General features: G+C 38.4%; 24 protein-coding genes. 20 read left to right on the plus strand and 4 right to left on the minus strand.

Features of this window, described 5'->3' with window-relative positions; genetic code table 11:
- Nucleotides 1-18: 18 nt before the first annotated feature.
- From KUH03_RS30395 to KUH03_RS30405, 3 genes are all read right to left on the minus strand, one after another.
- Nucleotides 19-870: a glycosyltransferase family 39 protein gene (locus KUH03_RS30395; protein WP_257088101.1), complete on the minus strand. Its 852-nt coding sequence runs from the start codon at nt 868-870 to the stop codon at nt 19-21.
- Between the two features lie 31 nt (nt 871-901).
- Nucleotides 902-1,525 carry a hypothetical protein gene (locus KUH03_RS30400; protein WP_373564512.1) on the minus strand — a complete coding sequence of 208 codons (624 nt, stop codon included), beginning with the start codon at nt 1,523-1,525 and terminating at the stop codon, nt 902-904.
- 643 nt (nt 1,526-2,168) lie between these two features.
- The gene (locus KUH03_RS30405; RefSeq protein ID WP_223583587.1) at nt 2,169-2,666 is read right to left on the minus strand and encodes a DinB family protein; all 498 of its coding nucleotides are present in this window, start codon (nt 2,664-2,666) and stop codon (nt 2,169-2,171) included.
- Nucleotides 2,667-3,294: 628 nt separating this feature from the next.
- Between KUH03_RS30405 and KUH03_RS30410 the strand changes: the two genes are divergently transcribed.
- The 20 genes from KUH03_RS30410 (at nt 3,295) to KUH03_RS30505 (ending at nt 15,522) form a co-directional block, all read left to right on the plus strand.
- Entirely contained in the window at nt 3,295-3,660 is a 366-nt protein-coding gene (locus KUH03_RS30410) for a protein-disulfide reductase DsbD domain-containing protein (protein ID WP_306429219.1), read from the plus strand.
- An 848-nt stretch (nt 3,661-4,508) separates the two neighbouring features.
- On the plus strand, nt 4,509-4,700 hold the full coding sequence (locus KUH03_RS30415) for a carboxypeptidase-like regulatory domain-containing protein (RefSeq protein ID WP_257088102.1): 192 nt from the start codon (nt 4,509-4,511) through the stop codon (nt 4,698-4,700).
- Nucleotides 4,701-4,864: 164 nt separating this feature from the next.
- Nucleotides 4,865-6,199: a TonB-dependent receptor plug domain-containing protein gene (locus tag KUH03_RS30420; protein ID WP_257088103.1), complete on the plus strand. Its 1,335-nt coding sequence runs from the start codon at nt 4,865-4,867 to the stop codon at nt 6,197-6,199.
- Nucleotides 6,186-6,596 (plus strand): TonB-dependent receptor, encoded by a 411-nt coding sequence (locus tag KUH03_RS30425; protein ID WP_257088104.1) that lies wholly within the window; start codon nt 6,186-6,188, stop codon nt 6,594-6,596. Before KUH03_RS30420 ends, KUH03_RS30425 begins: the two co-directional genes overlap by 14 nt.
- 20 nt (nt 6,597-6,616) lie before the next feature.
- Nucleotides 6,617-6,949 carry a hypothetical protein gene (locus KUH03_RS30430; RefSeq protein WP_257088105.1) on the plus strand — a complete coding sequence of 111 codons (333 nt, stop codon included), beginning with the start codon at nt 6,617-6,619 and terminating at the stop codon, nt 6,947-6,949.
- A gap of 16 nt (nt 6,950-6,965) precedes the next feature.
- Nucleotides 6,966-7,157, plus strand: coding sequence for a hypothetical protein (locus tag KUH03_RS30435; RefSeq protein WP_257088106.1), 192 nt, complete (start codon nt 6,966-6,968; stop codon nt 7,155-7,157).
- Nucleotides 7,154-7,363 carry a hypothetical protein gene (locus tag KUH03_RS30440; protein ID WP_257088107.1) on the plus strand — a complete coding sequence of 70 codons (210 nt, stop codon included), beginning with the start codon at nt 7,154-7,156 and terminating at the stop codon, nt 7,361-7,363. Before KUH03_RS30435 ends, KUH03_RS30440 begins: the two co-directional genes overlap by 4 nt.
- 9 nt (nt 7,364-7,372) lie before the next feature.
- Nucleotides 7,373-8,059, plus strand: coding sequence for a RagB/SusD family nutrient uptake outer membrane protein (locus tag KUH03_RS30445; protein ID WP_257088108.1), 687 nt, complete (start codon nt 7,373-7,375; stop codon nt 8,057-8,059).
- Nucleotides 8,032-8,745: a RagB/SusD family nutrient uptake outer membrane protein gene (locus KUH03_RS30450; protein ID WP_257088109.1), complete on the plus strand. Its 714-nt coding sequence runs from the start codon at nt 8,032-8,034 to the stop codon at nt 8,743-8,745. Before KUH03_RS30445 ends, KUH03_RS30450 begins: the two co-directional genes overlap by 28 nt.
- A gap of 139 nt (nt 8,746-8,884) precedes the next feature.
- The gene (locus tag KUH03_RS30455) at nt 8,885-9,325 is read left to right on the plus strand and encodes a fasciclin domain-containing protein (protein WP_257088110.1); all 441 of its coding nucleotides are present in this window, start codon (nt 8,885-8,887) and stop codon (nt 9,323-9,325) included.
- A gap of 360 nt (nt 9,326-9,685) precedes the next feature.
- A complete protein-coding gene (locus KUH03_RS30460) occupies nt 9,686-10,561 on the plus strand; it encodes a Gfo/Idh/MocA family protein (RefSeq protein WP_257088111.1) in 876 nt (291 codons plus the stop codon).
- A 60-nt stretch (nt 10,562-10,621) separates the two neighbouring features.
- The gene (locus KUH03_RS30465) at nt 10,622-10,810 is read left to right on the plus strand and encodes a hypothetical protein (RefSeq protein ID WP_257088112.1); all 189 of its coding nucleotides are present in this window, start codon (nt 10,622-10,624) and stop codon (nt 10,808-10,810) included.
- A 147-nt stretch (nt 10,811-10,957) separates the two neighbouring features.
- Nucleotides 10,958-11,413: a hypothetical protein gene (locus KUH03_RS30470; RefSeq protein WP_257088113.1), complete on the plus strand. Its 456-nt coding sequence runs from the start codon at nt 10,958-10,960 to the stop codon at nt 11,411-11,413.
- The gene (locus KUH03_RS30475) at nt 11,404-11,625 is read left to right on the plus strand and encodes a hypothetical protein (RefSeq protein ID WP_257088114.1); all 222 of its coding nucleotides are present in this window, start codon (nt 11,404-11,406) and stop codon (nt 11,623-11,625) included. The genes KUH03_RS30470 and KUH03_RS30475 overlap by 10 nt, the downstream gene beginning before the upstream one ends.
- The gene (locus KUH03_RS30480; RefSeq protein WP_257088115.1) at nt 11,622-12,449 is read left to right on the plus strand and encodes a hypothetical protein; all 828 of its coding nucleotides are present in this window, start codon (nt 11,622-11,624) and stop codon (nt 12,447-12,449) included. The genes KUH03_RS30475 and KUH03_RS30480 overlap by 4 nt, the downstream gene beginning before the upstream one ends.
- Nucleotides 12,450-12,629: 180 nt before the next feature.
- Nucleotides 12,630-13,028: a hypothetical protein gene (locus KUH03_RS30485; RefSeq protein ID WP_257088116.1), complete on the plus strand. Its 399-nt coding sequence runs from the start codon at nt 12,630-12,632 to the stop codon at nt 13,026-13,028.
- Nucleotides 13,015-13,320 (plus strand): hypothetical protein, encoded by a 306-nt coding sequence (locus KUH03_RS30490; protein WP_257088117.1) that lies wholly within the window; start codon nt 13,015-13,017, stop codon nt 13,318-13,320. The genes KUH03_RS30485 and KUH03_RS30490 overlap by 14 nt, the downstream gene beginning before the upstream one ends.
- 635 nt (nt 13,321-13,955) lie before the next feature.
- On the plus strand, nt 13,956-14,294 hold the full coding sequence (locus KUH03_RS30495; protein WP_257088118.1) for a hypothetical protein: 339 nt from the start codon (nt 13,956-13,958) through the stop codon (nt 14,292-14,294).
- Entirely contained in the window at nt 14,257-14,916 is a 660-nt protein-coding gene (locus KUH03_RS30500; RefSeq protein WP_257088119.1) for a hypothetical protein, read from the plus strand. The genes KUH03_RS30495 and KUH03_RS30500 overlap by 38 nt, the downstream gene beginning before the upstream one ends.
- A gap of 354 nt (nt 14,917-15,270) precedes the next feature.
- A complete protein-coding gene (locus tag KUH03_RS30505; RefSeq protein WP_257088120.1) occupies nt 15,271-15,522 on the plus strand; it encodes a hypothetical protein in 252 nt (83 codons plus the stop codon).
- A 19-nt stretch (nt 15,523-15,541) separates the two neighbouring features.
- Here KUH03_RS30505 and KUH03_RS30510 read toward each other — a convergent pair whose 3' ends face one another.
- A complete protein-coding gene (locus KUH03_RS30510) occupies nt 15,542-15,970 on the minus strand; it encodes a hypothetical protein (RefSeq protein ID WP_257088121.1) in 429 nt (142 codons plus the stop codon).
- Nucleotides 15,971-16,199 lie beyond the last annotated feature (229 nt).

Genomic DNA, 16,199 nt, shown 5'->3' on the forward strand with positions numbered 1-16,199 from the left:
CCGATTGCGTAATAATCTTTAGCTTTTAAAAATAGAAAAACACCAATTGTGATAAAAAAGACAACAAGAATAACCGATATTTTCGAAATGCAGGATAACATAGTAAAGCATATAATCCAAATCCGATAACAGGAAAAGTTCCGAAAAAAATAGAAATTGAGATCGGATAAAGCTCCATCTGTTGACATTGATGAGCTGGGTTTCCGCAAGTTCTTTGAAATGATATAAAACAGGGAAATTATTCATGTATTGCCAGATTAAATTAGGTAGAATGATTAAAAAAGCAATTAGAATACTATAATAAAATTTGCTATTGAATAGTACTTTACGTTCTGGAACAGCTATAATAGCCGGTATGAGCCCTACAATTAGAAAGGCGATATTATATTTGTTTAAAAATCCCAAAGCAAAGGCGACAGCAATAAAGTATAGCCATTTATGATGTCCGCTGTTGAGATACCTTATGATAAAATAATAAATCAATGTCCATGACAGCACATCAAAAGAATTGGGTTGATACAGGGTATTTAGACGAAATAAGACCGAAAAAATAACACAACTTGTACCAAATATCAAGGCAAAAAGACCTCCTTTGAGTTCTTCAATGGTTTTCCAGACGACAAGAATGGTTAGCGCTCCGAACAGTGCAGGGAAGAATTTGATCCAGAACACGGAGTTTCCTAAAATCTTGATGAGGTAGGAAAGCCAAGAGGTCAACGGCGGAACGGACAAATATCCCCAAGCCAAGTGATTGGCCTGATCTAAATGTAAGAACTCATCCCGATGTAAATCATATATCGGACTTATCAATTGATATTGAATGATAAATTTCAGCAGGATAAGGCCTACTAGAATAAGATGTTTTTTCATGTAAGAACGGATTTGTCCGTAAGCTTCAGTTCTATTTTCTTTCTATCGTTGATATCTGATTGTCAGCTTTCATTTTGGCCACTTCTGCACGGGCTAAAGTAATCTTTTCTGAGTAATTATCGCTGCGTTGTTCCTTCAATTTGCGAAGACCTTTCGTTCCCTCTGCCTCGTAGTCGTTGACGTCGAAAGTAATGGAATCCGTCGTGACATTGGCAACGCGGTATAAGGTGTACATGGACTTCCCATTTTCTTTCCGTTTGATTTCATATACATCACCAGTGGCCGGACTTTCCAGGTATTTTTTTGTTTTAATGGATCCGGATATTCCCGCTGCGGCCGCAGATCCAAAGAAAAGACCGATGAGTATTAATCCAGAAAAATATCCAACAGGCGTCTTCGGCATACCACTTGAACGGATTGTTGCAAGGGTTTGTGGATCAATCTCACGTTGGTAATTTACTTTTTTGCAATGATCACATACACTAATAATCTCCGTACTGTATGGAAAAATGGGGATCCAGAAGATGTGGAAGTATTTTACCTGTTTGTAGGCATATAAGGATCCGGCTGTGTTGCAATAATTGCAAGTTCCAACAGCTGCATTGGAGCTGTTTTGTAGTAACTTTGTTCTTGTTCCGAAAATAATCATATTCAAGGTTTAAATATACTGTTCCTATATTTTGGCTTATGGGATTTTTAGCCCATTTTGCATACCATTTAATTGGTTTGTGGATATTTTTTTCAAAAATTATGCCATTATATTGACTCTTAGCGTGGTTGATAAATGCAGGAAGTTATTCGGAATATGAGCTTGTCCCAACTCAAAGTAGATCTTACTATGCTAATAGACAATTAATGGCTAGTAATTAATACATAAAAACTCTAGATTACTATTCGGATTTCTTATGTTTTTAAGTTCGCGTCTTTTTTAAATATTAACGTTTTCACGTCAAAAAACCGCGTTTCCAGCAAGTGAGTCCGAGTATTTGGCCTATTTTCGGTAACTGTTCGAGGGCCATTCCGGCCTGAATCGAGCTTTAAACATACCTGAGAGCAGATGTTAGGGTAGTCTGACCATCATGTGAATGTGGTTTTAGCGAGTATAACACGGACTCACCACGGACTCACTACGGAAATATCATGGATTCATCCTGACACCGTCCCGACTGAGGTCCGTCGCAGGTTGGGATAGGGTGCATAGCGAAATTATATAAAAACGTTCCTAGATCATAAACGAAGGTCGATCGCGGACTGTTTTTATGCAATCTTGTTCAAAAACAATAGTTATTTGGACCATACTAAAAATTCTGTGAATCGGCAGAAGGCCCGTAACTCGACGGTAAGGGGATATTATTCAACCTATAGTAAACACCTAATTGTGCCCTGTGATGTGTGATCTGATTTAATGAATGACGGATTGCTTCATATTTTGTCCAGCTAGCGAGTTTTTGACCAGCACTTTTGATGGTCCAAACAGGATTTAAATCATCTTCGGTAGCATTTTCTAAGGCTATTTTTCCTGCTTCATAATCTTGATCTAGTTTCTGGAGTAAGTCTTCCCGCGTTGATAGAATAGTGGGCTTGTAGCCACCATCGGCAAAATCCAGTTCAGACGTTTTCAAAATTGTACTTGGCCATTCAAATACCTCTACGAGATGGGTCGCAAGGGGCATGATTTTCATGCTTTTTTCATGTGGGGCATAGTCATTTTTGCCTTCTGGAAAAAGTTCGATAAAATTTTTCGTGATCTGATACTCATTTTCAAGTTCAGATTTTAGTTGTTGAAGTGTGTTCATCTTGTTTTGGAATATATTAGTTTAATATTTTTATACAATGCCCTTGTTTTTATACCCATCCTTTTGAACAAATGATAGGTCGTTCTGTTTTTTTGTATCCTACGTCAAAGATAAGTTTGGATATTGACAGCTCTGTGTCAGTATGGATTTGAATATGACGATTTATAATAAAAAAACCGCTTGAAGCGGGGAACTTCAAGCGGTCTAACCTAACCAATTATTAACCTAAATTATGAGTTTTATATTATGCGATTTCTGTGCCAAAGATGATTTTTGACAGGTACTGCAACGTAACAAATCTGTTGTTTCTGATTTTAAATAAATAATAACAGATTTTGGGTGGTATAGCCAGTGTGATATAGTTGTTATTTTCATTTTTTAGAACACAAAAAAATAAGGCGAGAATATTGAAAAACGTGCTCTATAAATGTAAATCGTATTGTTTTTTATATTGTTTTCAATAAAATTTATTGTTTTATCAACCTGTTGTTGTGTTTTATATTGTTTATAGCGAATATTGTTGTAGCGTTTTTTGTCTTTCTATATCGTCATATTTACATATAGAAGAAAATGGATATGAAGGTAGGAGAATGGACATCGTGTAATAAACCAAAATAAATATAAAAAAATGAAAAAATTAGTATTGTTAATGACTGCAGTTATTTTTATGATAACTGGCGCTTTTGCTCAGATTCACAAACCGGTAAAATGGACTGTAGCTAGCAAAAAGCTGAACAGCAAAGAGGCAGTCGTCTATGTAAAAGCTACCATTCAAAATGGCTGGCATATTTATTCGCAAAATGTAAAGGATGGCGGACCTATTCCGACTTCTTTCACATTTGCTAATGCGACTGATTATGTATTGGCCGGAAAAACTGCTGAGCCAAAACCGAAAGTAAAACACGAGGAGGTTTTTAAAATGGATGTAGGATATTTTACAAATGAGGTGATCTTCCAACAAAAGGTGACTTTGAAAAAGGAACAGCAACTGTGAAAGGTAGTGTGGAATGGCAAGCGTGTGATGCATCACAATGTCTTCCTCCAGATGAATATGCTTTTGCAGTAACGATCAAATAACAAAATCTTATTTTGGATCGTATGAAAAATCCCATTTATAGCGCTATAAATGGGATTTTTTTATAATTATTAATTTTTTTCAATATAGCACAAAATAAGTTGCCACAATAATGCGTTAATAATGCAAATACTTTTCATAAAATAGGTTAATATATGGCTAAGACCCTAGAGTTCCCGCTCTAGGGCTTTTTATGACCTGCTTTATACCTTCTATTTGAGATTATGATAATTTCCGTAAGCAATGCAGTCTACGGTTTGATGTTAGTCTAATTTTTATGGAGCCCATTTGGAATTTTTATTGACTTGGTTGGGAAAGAAAACAGTATCCATGAAATAGATAGTGAGACAATATAATGTTTCTTGAAAGTGTCTTCGTCACATAAATGTTACTAAAATTAACACTGCGCATACTATTGTTTTTTTTTTTCAAACGTTAATTATTTGATAATGCTTAACGTTTTAATGTAAATGTTTTCATTAAAATATTTTTTATTAATCCTTATTGATAGTTAATAGGTGATATAAACTTAAAGTCTTCATATGAAAATTAGTGCTAACCAGTGTAACCTTAAAGGATCATATTATGTTCTATCCGTATTTTTTTGTGCAGCATTTTAATTTTTCCTGACATTGTAGTCGCTCAGCAAAAGACGGTCACTGGTAACGTGATTGATGCGACCACAAAGTCGCCTTTACTTGGAGTTACCGTAAAGCTTAGCGACACAAAAAACGTGACAGTGAGTACGGATAAAAGGGGGCTTTGTATTGGACTATGTAGCAATAGGGCAATCCATTACTTTTTCATTTGTGGGCTATTCGAGTCAGACCATAAAAGTAGATTCACGTGCAAGCTATACGATCGCACTAGTTGCTGTTTCCAATCTGATGGAAGAGACTGTTGTGGTAGGATATGGGCGTCAGAAAAGCGAAACCTCACGGGATCTATTGTTTCCGTAGGTGCTTCAGAAATTGCCAAGACAACCTTGCAGGATCCCATTTCAATTTTACAGGGACGTGCAGCGGGCGTACAGGTTTCGTCAATTCTGGAGCGCCCGGTGGTGAGATGAGCATACGCGTTCGGGGAGCTCCTCATTGAACTCGGGGAATAATCCCTTTTCGTTGTGGATGGTATTCCATTGGAATCCAATTCCATTTCTTCTTTAAATGGTACTGAAAATTCCGGGCTGAATCCGATGACGGATATCAATCCGAACGATATCGCTTCGATTGAGATTCTTAAAGATGCTGCGTCTACCGCGATTTATGGTTCTAGAGCTGCCAATGGAGTCGTGATGATTACAACGAAACGAGGTGCTGAAGGTAGGCCTGAAGTGATATTAAATGCAACAGCGGGAGTGAGCGCTTTGACCCGCAAACTAAGTGTTTTGAACGCAAGACAATATCGAGAGGCAGTTTTGGATTCCTATCGGGGTATGGCCAAGCCCGAGGAGCCATTCTATACTATTATAGATTCGCTCAACCCCATGAACAGTGGTGACGTGGACTGGCAGGATGAGCTGATGCGTTCAGCAAAGCAATATAAGTTGGACCTTTCTGTACGGGGAGGGAATCAAGGAACAAAATATGCCTGGAGTTCATCTTATTTGGACCAGGATGGTGTGATCTTGAATTCCAATTACAAGCGATTTACCTCCCGATTGAATGTCGACTTTACGATTTCCGATCGGATCAGGATAGGTCAGAGTATTTCCTATACAAATGCAGTGAATAACCGGACAAATGCCGCGGGCTCAGGGAATCTGAGTATTATCCGGAGTCTATTGATACGGCCACCTATTATGTCGATGTATCTACCTAATGGATCACTGAATGGTTATATGATCGGACAGCGGAATCCCGTTGGGATGGCTTTGTTTGCAACCAATCTGAACAAGAGCAATCGTATCGTTGGAAGCCAATACCTGGAAATTGATCTTTATAAAGATCTTAAATTCCGAAGTAATGTAAACCTTGATTATATTTCAATGAAAGAAGATGAATTTATGCCATCCATATTGGATTACCGCGAGGGGTATAATAAAGGTGCTGTGCGGTCTTCTGGAAACCTTACCTGGGGCAATGAGAGTTATTTTACCTATGCAAAAAGTGTAGCTAATGCACACAATATTGGGGCGGTATTGGGAATAAGTTTTCAGAAATGGCGTTATGACCGGACAGGTCTCGATGGAGAATATTTTCCAAGTGATGATATCCGTACATTGAATGGTGCATCTGTTATTTCAAACCAAGGTGTAAATATCGCTTCCGAACATGCCATGCTTTCTTATTTCGGTCGGGTAACCTATGACTATCTCGGAAAATATTTATTGAATTCAACCTTCGTACGGACGGCTCTTCCCGTTTTGGCCGTAACCGACGGTTTGGATTTTTCCCTCTGCGTCAGCGGGCTGGCGTTTTGTCGAAGAAAAAGGGATCAAGAATTTGGGTTGGCTTAGCGATGGTAAGCTTCGTTTTAGCCTTGGAAGTACCGGAAATGAGGCCATCGGTGATTATGCCGCGAGAGGAGAATTTACTTTGGGAACGAATTATCTGGATTTTTCGGGAGCGGCACCAACGGTGATGCCCAACGCGAGCCTCACTTGGGAAACAACGCGTCAATATAACCTTGGGCTAGAACTTGGCTTTTTAAAAAACAGAATCCTGTTTTCTACGGATGCTTACTTGAAGAAAACGAAAGATCTGCTTTATAATGTGCCCATGCCCGGGACTACGGGATTTGAATTTATTACACAAAATATAGGATCTATTGAGAATCGAGGATTAGAGTTTAGCCTACAGACCCGTAATCTGGAGGAGCTTTTAGTTGGAACACCAATATTAACGTTAGTTTAAATAGAAATAAAGTTACATCGTTGCCTAAGAATCTACTGACGGGCGGTCATATTCAAAATGGGGCTTTCCATATTCTACAGGAAGGCCTGCCTATCGGTGTATTTTATGGATGGCGTTATCTTGGTGTGTATGCGCGAGATGAAGACAATACAAGCGGGTTGACAAATGGTGCGAATGGACCTGTATTTGCCGGTGGAGATCCCATTTGGAAGGATGTGAACAATGATAATATTATCGATCAAAATGACCGCGAGATTATCGGTTATGCTGAACCGAAGTATTTCGGCGGGATCTCCAATGATTTCAGCTATAAGAATTTTCATTTGAATGTTTTTTCAGTATTCGGTGGGTAATCAGATTTATAGTGAGTTGAACCATCAGCGCAATTCAATTGTTCGTTATAATAATCTATCTACTGATGCCCTTAACCGGTGGCGGGAACAGGGAGATCAAACAGATTTTCCCCGATTGATTCGGGATGATCCAAAACAGTCTGATAGTCGGGTGCAAAGTAGGTGGGTGGAAGATGGTTCTTATCTGAAGTTAAAAATATCAATTTGAGGTATTCTTTTGACCCCGCTTGGAGCAAACGTATCGGTTTGCGTAAGCTCGATGCTTTTGTTACGGCTACAAATCTGATTACCTGGACAAAGTATACCGGTTTTGATCCCGATGTTAATTCCTATTCTGGTCTTCGTGTAGGACTGGATGAGGGGTCTTATCCACAGAGCCGCACATTTATGTTTGGTTTAATCCTTGGTCTTTAATAAATTGTGATGAAAAAATTGTTAAAATATACATTTTATTCTCTTCTATTTTTATCCGTTAGCAGTTGTTCGAACTCGTTGTTGGATAAGGAGCCTATTAGCAATGTTTCTGGACAGGGTTACTATAAAAAGCCCAGTGATGCCCAGGCCGGTGTCAATGGCATCTATAATGGCTTGCAATCTCTTTTCCGTCAGAACTTTGCTTACTGGGGCGAGGGGCGGGCTGATAATATTGTGACCCGCCATGCCGGTGATCCTGCCGCGCTGCAACAGAACACGCTGACTCCAGTTATTAATTCGGCGCGTTGGGATAATTTTTATACAGTTATATCCCGTGCGAACTATGCGATCAAATATATTCCACAGGCATTTGGAACGGAAGATAGTGAACTGAAAAGGCAATTACTTGGGCAGGCCCATGCATTAAGAGCATTAGCTTATTTTTACTTGGTTCGGATATGGGGGCAAGTACCTTTGGTTACGGAGCCCTATGAGGGATTGGATCAGGATTTGTTTGTCAAGAAGAACACTGAGGCGGAGGTATTGGCTAAGGCGGAAGCAGATTTAACTTTTGCGACGGAGAATTGTGCTTCAAATTATTCAGGTGCCGGAAATCGTGTGCTAATTACCAAAGGGGCGGCTTATGCTTTTCTGACACAGCTCTATATGTGGCAAAAAAGTATGCACAAGCAATAGAAATGGCTGAAAAAGTAATCGCGGACCCGCAATATGCCTTGGTGCCAATTGAGGATTGGAATAACATCTTTGTAAAAGGAAGCAGTACCGAAAGTATTTTTGAGGTAGGATACAATGAAGTGCAACCCAATAACCTACGTGTATGGTATGCCAATGGATCGGATAGTGATTATGTACCCAGTGTGGGTTTTATCGCGTCAATCGAACCTGACGATCTTCGCAAAGCTCGTATTTACGATGTGTCTCAAGTTCAGCCCCGTAAGATATGGAAGTTTTTTGGGCAAGGATTTAATGACGAAAGTCCAGAACCGTCCGCTGGTAATATTGTATTAACGCGATTGGCTGATATCCTCCTACTAAAGGCTGAAGCACATGCCAATTTAAATCAGCCTGTTGAAGCATTGGACCTGCTGAACCGTATCCGTATTCGTGCGGGACTGCCAGTTTTGGATCAAAATAAGGCGCAAAGCGAATTCGGAAGCTTAGTTGGCAGTATTTTGCATGAACGATCTGTAGAACTTTGTTTTGAGGGACACCGATGGTTTGATCTCCTGCGAAATGAAACTGCTATTTCGACAATGAAACCGATCAATGGTCTCTCCGATAAACGAAATTTGCTGTGGCCAATACATGAAGGTGAACTTCTTAAAAATCCAAATTTGCAACAAAATGAATTTTATAGATAATCTTATGAAGAAGATAAAATATATCGTTATTTTTTTTTCTATGTGGTTTTGCTACACTGTCATTGTTTTCTAGTTGCGAAATACAGGAAAGCTTTGAATATGACTACGCAGAAGACAATAGTAAACTGAATATGTCAGCATGGACATATATTCAGGGAAGGATTCATTATCCTTACTGAAACAAGCCATTTTGCAATGTAAGGATGAAGCATTGTATGAACGTAAGGAAAAAGCGACCTTTATTCTGCCCACCAATCAAGCTTTTACAGCATATCTAAAAGAAAATAAATACGACAATATGGCCGCTATTCCAGTACCAATATTAAAGGATATTTTGCGTTACCATATTGTAAAGGCGGTAGTGAATTTTAGCGATCCTGCCTTGGCGAGTAACAAGCCAATTGCTTATACGACTGAAAAAGGTCAAATCATGTACTTGTCCCATACCAGTACCTATGTGGGGCTGATCAATGAAGGGACCAACAACCAATGGCAAATCCGCACATCTAATTTAGTTCCGAATAATGGTGTTATCCATGTCGTTGATCACATCGTATTTTTATCCGAGAAGACGAAATAGGTATATTGATGGTCCGTTTTCTTCACAATGTCTTGTGTATAAAGTATAAGAAAAAAATGGAAATACGAACAGTTTATAAAGTTATAAGGCGCTATAGAATAATGGATACAATTGAAAATGATAACTCAATAAACATTATCTTCAGTTTATTGTTTTGTCTTATAACAAACTAAACAATAAGCCAGTAAATTATGGTCGATTATACGCTGAACCGAAGAAACTTCATTCTGGGTGCAAGTGCTTTTGTTACTTTATCCGCTATAGAAGCAAAAAGGATTATCCTTTGAACGTCTATCTAAAAATATCAAGGTCGGACTGATCGGGGCAGGTTGGTATGGAAAAAGTGATCTCTTTAGGCTGATGCAGGTTTGTGACGTCGATGTGGTTGCGATTTGCGATGTTGATAGCCGTCATTTGCAGGAGGCAGGGCGATTGGTCGGAGAACGACAACGCTCGGGGCAGATTCCAAAGCTCTACAAAGATTACCGGAAAATGCTTGCCGATAATCAATTCGATCTTATTCTGATCGGTACGCCTGATCATTGGCATGCGCGGCAGGCGATAGATGCGATACGTTCGGGAGCACATATCTATTTGCAAAAACCCGTTAGTGTTGATGTATTAGAGGGCGAAGCAATACTCCGATATGCACGAAAATATAATAAAAAAGTGCAGGTAGGGACACAACGACGGAGTACAGCACATCTGATTGATGCAAAAAAGCAGATTATTGACCAAGGTTTACTCGGTAAGATATCGCACGTGGAAATGTGCTGTTACTATCATATGAGAAGGAACGGTAATCCGGCACTGGAGCAAGTTCCGGACTTTCTCGATTATGAACTATGGACTGGTCCTGCTCCCCTACGTCCTTACGACGGTTTACCTCATGGCGGTTGGTGGCGAACTTTTATGGAATATGGAAATGGTATCACAGGTGATATGGGGATGCATATGTTTGATACTGTTCGTTGGCTATTACAACTCAAATGGCCAAATAAAATTAGCGCAACTGGAGGGATCTATGTGCAACAGGAGGGAAAGTCGACTATCGCCGATACACAGACAGCAGTATTTGAATATGATGAGCTTAATTGTATATGGCAACACCGCACTTGGGGCAATCCCGTGGATCCCGAATATCCTTGGGCGTTTATTATCTATGGAGATAAAGGAACACTAAAAGGAAGTGTGATGAAATATGAGTTTATTCCAGTTGGTAAAGGTTCCCCATAAAAAAGATGTGGTTTATGAAAAGATAAATTTCCAGCTGATCTGGAAGAACCTAGAATTGAATTGCATACAGCTCCTGCCACACGGCAACATCTATTGGATCTACTGTCTGCAATAGAACATGATCGATTGCCTGTAGCTGACATCGAAGAGGGCTATATATCCACAGCCTGTTGTATACTTGCCAATATTTCTATGCAATTAAATAGACCATTGAAATATGATCCATTGAAAAAAAATATGCATCGATGATCCCGAAGCAACCCAATTATTAAAAAGACCTTATCGAATGCCCTGGCAACATCCTTATCTGTCCTAGTGCAAATTATGGCCATGGCTTAATTTACAGTGTCTGACTTTTTTATTTTTTTACCAACTAGAAATTTATGCATAATGATTTTGGACCGTACTTTCTCAACCGTTGTTGTCTGGAGTAAAATAATTTTGATTTTTGCCTTCTTTTCGGGCTCGGTTTATGGACAACAGGAAGTACGAAAAATATACATTCATACTGATCGGGAGGCTTACTTCCCTGGCGATTCTGTGTGGTTTAAAAGCTATGTTGTGCAGCATGGCTATCTGGATTCTTCTGCCATCAATCTCCATCTAAATCTTGCGGATCAACAGGGTAATATTGTGAGATCTATGTTTAGCTTACAACGTGGAGGTATGAGTGATGGTGTATTTTTACTTCCGCTGGATTGGAAGCAGACCAGTATCTATATTAATGCTTACGTGGGCACAGATAAAGGAATGATTGAACGATACTATTTCAAGGAAATTCCGATTATTCAAATAAATAACCAGAATAAAAATGATTTAGACAGTGGAGCTATAACGGTGGATTGCCCCTGATTGTACGCCCTGAAGGCAATCGTTTCCTGCAAAATAAAGATAATAGGCTTTATTTGCAGACGATAGAGGCTGGTGAAAAACCACTACTTGTCAAAGGGACTATTTTAAAAAGTGATGGTGATTTACTGTCGGTTTTTGAGTTAGATAGTTCCGGTTATGGTGTTGTCAATGTTCCCCTTTCGTTGGGAATTGTCGCCTTGAATGGGAGGTGAATGGTAGGCGTAAACCTGACATCCTTTTAAAGACCGAACTTGGACGAAAAATATATAGTAGGGATATAGGTGACACTATAGCTGTTTATTTAGAAAGTAATCTTCCTGCTGAAAGGGTAAAGATCATATTGGCTTCGAATGACAGGTTGGTCATGATAGATACGATCACAATTGGACCTGATCGGCGGACTGTTATTTATTTAAACCGAAATGATCTAGATTATGGTGTGCTGCGGCTTGAGCTGCGCGATCAACAGGATAGCATACGCTCTCAATCCGCTCATTTTGTGGGCGGATTGAGAGATATTCAAATTGTGCCTAGTATCAAATGGTTGCAGATAACGCGAAAGGACAGAGGAAAGAATAGTTTTAGACTGAGTTTGCCTTCAGGTGAAGAGGGAAACTTATCTATCTCGATCACAGCTTTGGAAGTACCCAATGATTGCGTCCCAGATATTACTGAGGATATTTACTTTAGGCCCTATTTCTTGCATAAGGGACCTGTCCATTCAACACATTTATTCCGGAATGATAAATTGCAGTACGGTCTGATAGCCACCAGCGCTTGGAATTCTCCATCCAATTTGAATTTTAATAAGGTACGGTCGACAAATGACTCCGTTTATTACCTACAAGGGCAGATCTTAATGGAAGAAAATAAATGGGTGCATTTCCACAAGAAGCTTGTTGATCAGATAGCAAAAATAATGGGAAAGGAAAACCTAGTGGAATGTCTTTTGGATACAAATTTCCGGAAGATAAGGTTATGCGTTATAAAACAGTTATACCTGATCTCTCAGGATACTTTATCGTGGATAATTTGATTATCCGGGGACGATAACAACTAAGCTGTCTGCTATTGAAAAAAAAGATGATGTTTGATAAATTTCTGGTTAAGTACAATTTTGGACCGAGAAAAGTAGATTCTACCTTTTTATTCCCCTTTACAACAAAAGTTTTTAATACCTCAGGCATGGAACGAAAGTAATTGGGCCTATACACCATTGAGCTATCGTGATAAAAACGGGTGGATCCGATTAAAGGAAGTCAAGGTAGATCGAAGTGTGCAGCAGAGGCGTATTGATTACCTTGAGGGTAGATATGCAGGAGAAAAATTTAAAGGACTTGCTGATGCCGTACTTGATCCCCATAACGACCGTTTCGTCAAGGCTCTGCCGTTAAATTTTGGAGAATATGCTCGTTTAAATTATACTAAAATTGCAGATTCAACCAGATGGGATCGTGTATTTGTTAATAACTATGAAATAAGAACAAATAGAAGGAAGCTGGAAGATTTATTCAACACATCCATGGATCGGATTCCGTATGTCAAGTACTTTGAGAAATTCAAAGTAGACGGTTCCGTTACTTCTATTGTATGTTTATCAAATGGATCCAAGTGAAGGGGACTCATATATAGGCAGAGCCTTGGACGAGCAGGAAGTTGAAGGTTATATGCGAGAAGAACATTTTAAATTGGTAACCTATAATGATGATTTAGCAAATGAACAATTTGATGCACGCCCCACCTTGTATTGGAATCCGGAGGTCAAATTGGATGGGAGAAGTAGCGGAATGGAGATCTCGTTTTTTAATAATAGTAACCCAGAAGGGTTTTGGATTACTATTCAAGGCATAACCAAAAGCGGAAAGACCATATTCTTTAGAGATATCATAATAGCGTCGAAGAGATAAATGCTAATAAAAAAATGTATCCCCGTGTGTCTGTGGTTGGCTAAAATTATTACTGAAATAGGCAAGTTATCATTTTGGGCATGTGGTTGACAATTTTGCATCGGGTAACTTTCTATGATAATTCAATATCTTTGCAAAACTATATCATTGGCTAAAATTGATAATGACTACGCTATTGATTTGAGTTAATTATAAAATGTTATAAATAAAAATGTCGGTACAGAAGGCGACAAGGCCGGGAGATTTTTATAGAAAATTGATTTAACAAATAAAGAGATTGCATTACTGAAAAATAGTGAGACAAGATCACAGTAATCTTTTGCATAGACCAATGCGGATAACTATAACTATATTCAACATAATCTAGCCTACGCTAATGGACTAGTTTTAGTTTTATTGCTGATCGTGAGCTATCTTTCCGATTTTGGTCTCAATAGTGATATAGATTCATTCCATCTCATTCATAAACTGCCTGTTAAGTGGAGAATAGCCTGCACACTGAAATATATTCGTTGGGAAAGCGATAAATCAAATATTGGTGATAGTCCTTCGAAAATTTATTCTCCCACCATTTAATTTTTAATAGCCAATTTATCTTTTGGCATTTTTACGATATTTAACTAAATATTGGAACTATGCAATTGAAATTTAATAAACTACTTGTGCTGTTATTGACATTATGCGTTAATCTTGTCTGTGCACAACAAAGCGAACAACATATTGATGGGGTATATAAATCTTCGGGTGCTGCTTTTGTTATAAACAAAAACAAGACATTTTTGATAATAGCCTACGGAACATTAATAAAGGTAACTGGAAGATCGAAAATGATCTTATTTATCTACAGCCTAAAAATCCTGCCGCTCAATTTTATGTCTATGCGCGGAAAAATCCGACCATCAAAAGTGGAATGCGTGTTTGTTTCATGGGGACCGTTTGAGCAGTGCGATTTTGGTCGGAACGTTCCCGGATAAGATGCAGCCACTTTTTAATGAGGATGCGAATTGTAAGGACTTTCCTAGTGTTCATCTGTTTAATGAAAAGATGGATACGATTACCTTATTGGAGCGAGAAAACCAGGACAATGATCGTGGTATTGAGATTCCTAAATTGATGTATCATTTTGCCAGTGGCGATTTTAATGATTTTATTGTGCAGCATATGCAAAGTAGCTTGTATCACAATGACTTTGTTCTCAAAATAGGCAAAGAAGGATTATATGCAGTCAGTGATAAGTCGGATGAGCCTATTCGCAAATCTACTAAAGAGGAAGAATTTTCTATGCTCGAAGAACTGAAATTTTTAGACCAATCTTTTGATAGAGCCTTTGATGCGGATTTCAAGTTGGTAAATAATGGATACAATACCCATGATGATATGGATCAGGAAATTGAGTTGGCAGCTTACAGATATGATGCCGGCAAAAATCTATATCTCAATCGGGCAATACCTGCAAAAGAACTGGACTATAAAAGCACAGACTACCATTACGATGGTATATTAATGAAGTTTGACCAGATTAAGGGAAAGTCAGAACCCCAGACAACGGTAAAGATATTGCCCAATCCTATATTCATTGCGAATTGTGATAACTAATCTAATTGGGAACATTTTTTCTTAAAATTTATAGATGATGGCAAGAAATCGTTTTATAGTTTCTCTCATTTTGGCATTATGCATACTGGGCTGTCAAGATAAAAAGACTGAAAATTCCAGGTCCAAACAGCTCGAAAATAAGATTGAATTAAATAATGATAAGCCCACTCGAAATACAGTAGACCGGACGGTTCCAGACACGATAGTGTTATCCCACATACATAAACCGAGTACGGTACACTGTGATTTGGACGGAGACAATTTGACGGATACAGTGCAGATTGTCCAAAATACAAAAATGAGAAATATGGCTTAAGATTTATTTTTGGGAACAAAAAGATTGAATACTTAGGGATGGGCACTGATATCTTGGGTCAGGGCTTTGATGATATAAGTTGGGTGGGTGTTTTTGAAAAGGCGCCCAAAGGGGAAATCTATTGGAACAATGTAAATGATGATGGTGAAATAATCACAGATGAAGAAGTAAATGAAACAGATAAAATCAAATTGGTAAACGATGGTATTTTCATTCACCAGGCTGAATCTTGTGGTGGAGGTGTTATCTATTTAAACAAGGGGAAATTTGCCTGGATACAGCAGGAATAACGAATGTGCTATATCCTATTTATTTACATCTCAATACAGTTTTTGTTGCACCGCTCGATTTTGTAGATACACGCTCTGCCGGTTCTGAAAGAATATAATCGATTGAAATAACATTTACTTTCGCATTTTGTTTCGGTCCAATTTCCTTATTTTCCTCTCCCTTCGCTGGTGTATTATCTCCGTAATAGTAGTATTCAAATGTTAAATTCCGATCCGATTTATTCAAGATATAGGTCGCTCTTCCATAGTTAATTTTAAAGCCATCTTTCGTTGTTGGGAACAGCACAACCTCTTTTGTGTAATTACTGCAGTCTGTAATTGTCAGGATCGTTGGTGTAAACCAATTGATCGGAATAGTTAGCAGAAGCAATAACAATACCGCATCATTTTTACTTTCCTCTTTTTGATAAATCGGGTATATAGGGGTTTGATAACTATTAAAAGACAAAATATCCCAATAATAATTAAATAAGTATTTAATGATACGATCATAGGTTTTAGATTATTTTACGACTAAAAATGACTTTGTTATTTTTCAAGTTTTATTAAGTATTTGATTAATTATGTCCGGTCAAATGATATCGAATTTCGTGCCAGTTTTGAGCTTTTTACCTTCGATATTTCTAGGCGACAGGTTCATTGGCTCAGCTACTTGCATGATACTGCTCCTGAAGTGA

Source organism: Sphingobacterium sp. E70, from assembly GCF_019285695.1.
In the GTDB taxonomy this organism is placed as follows: domain Bacteria; phylum Bacteroidota; class Bacteroidia; order Sphingobacteriales; family Sphingobacteriaceae; genus Sphingobacterium; species Sphingobacterium detergens.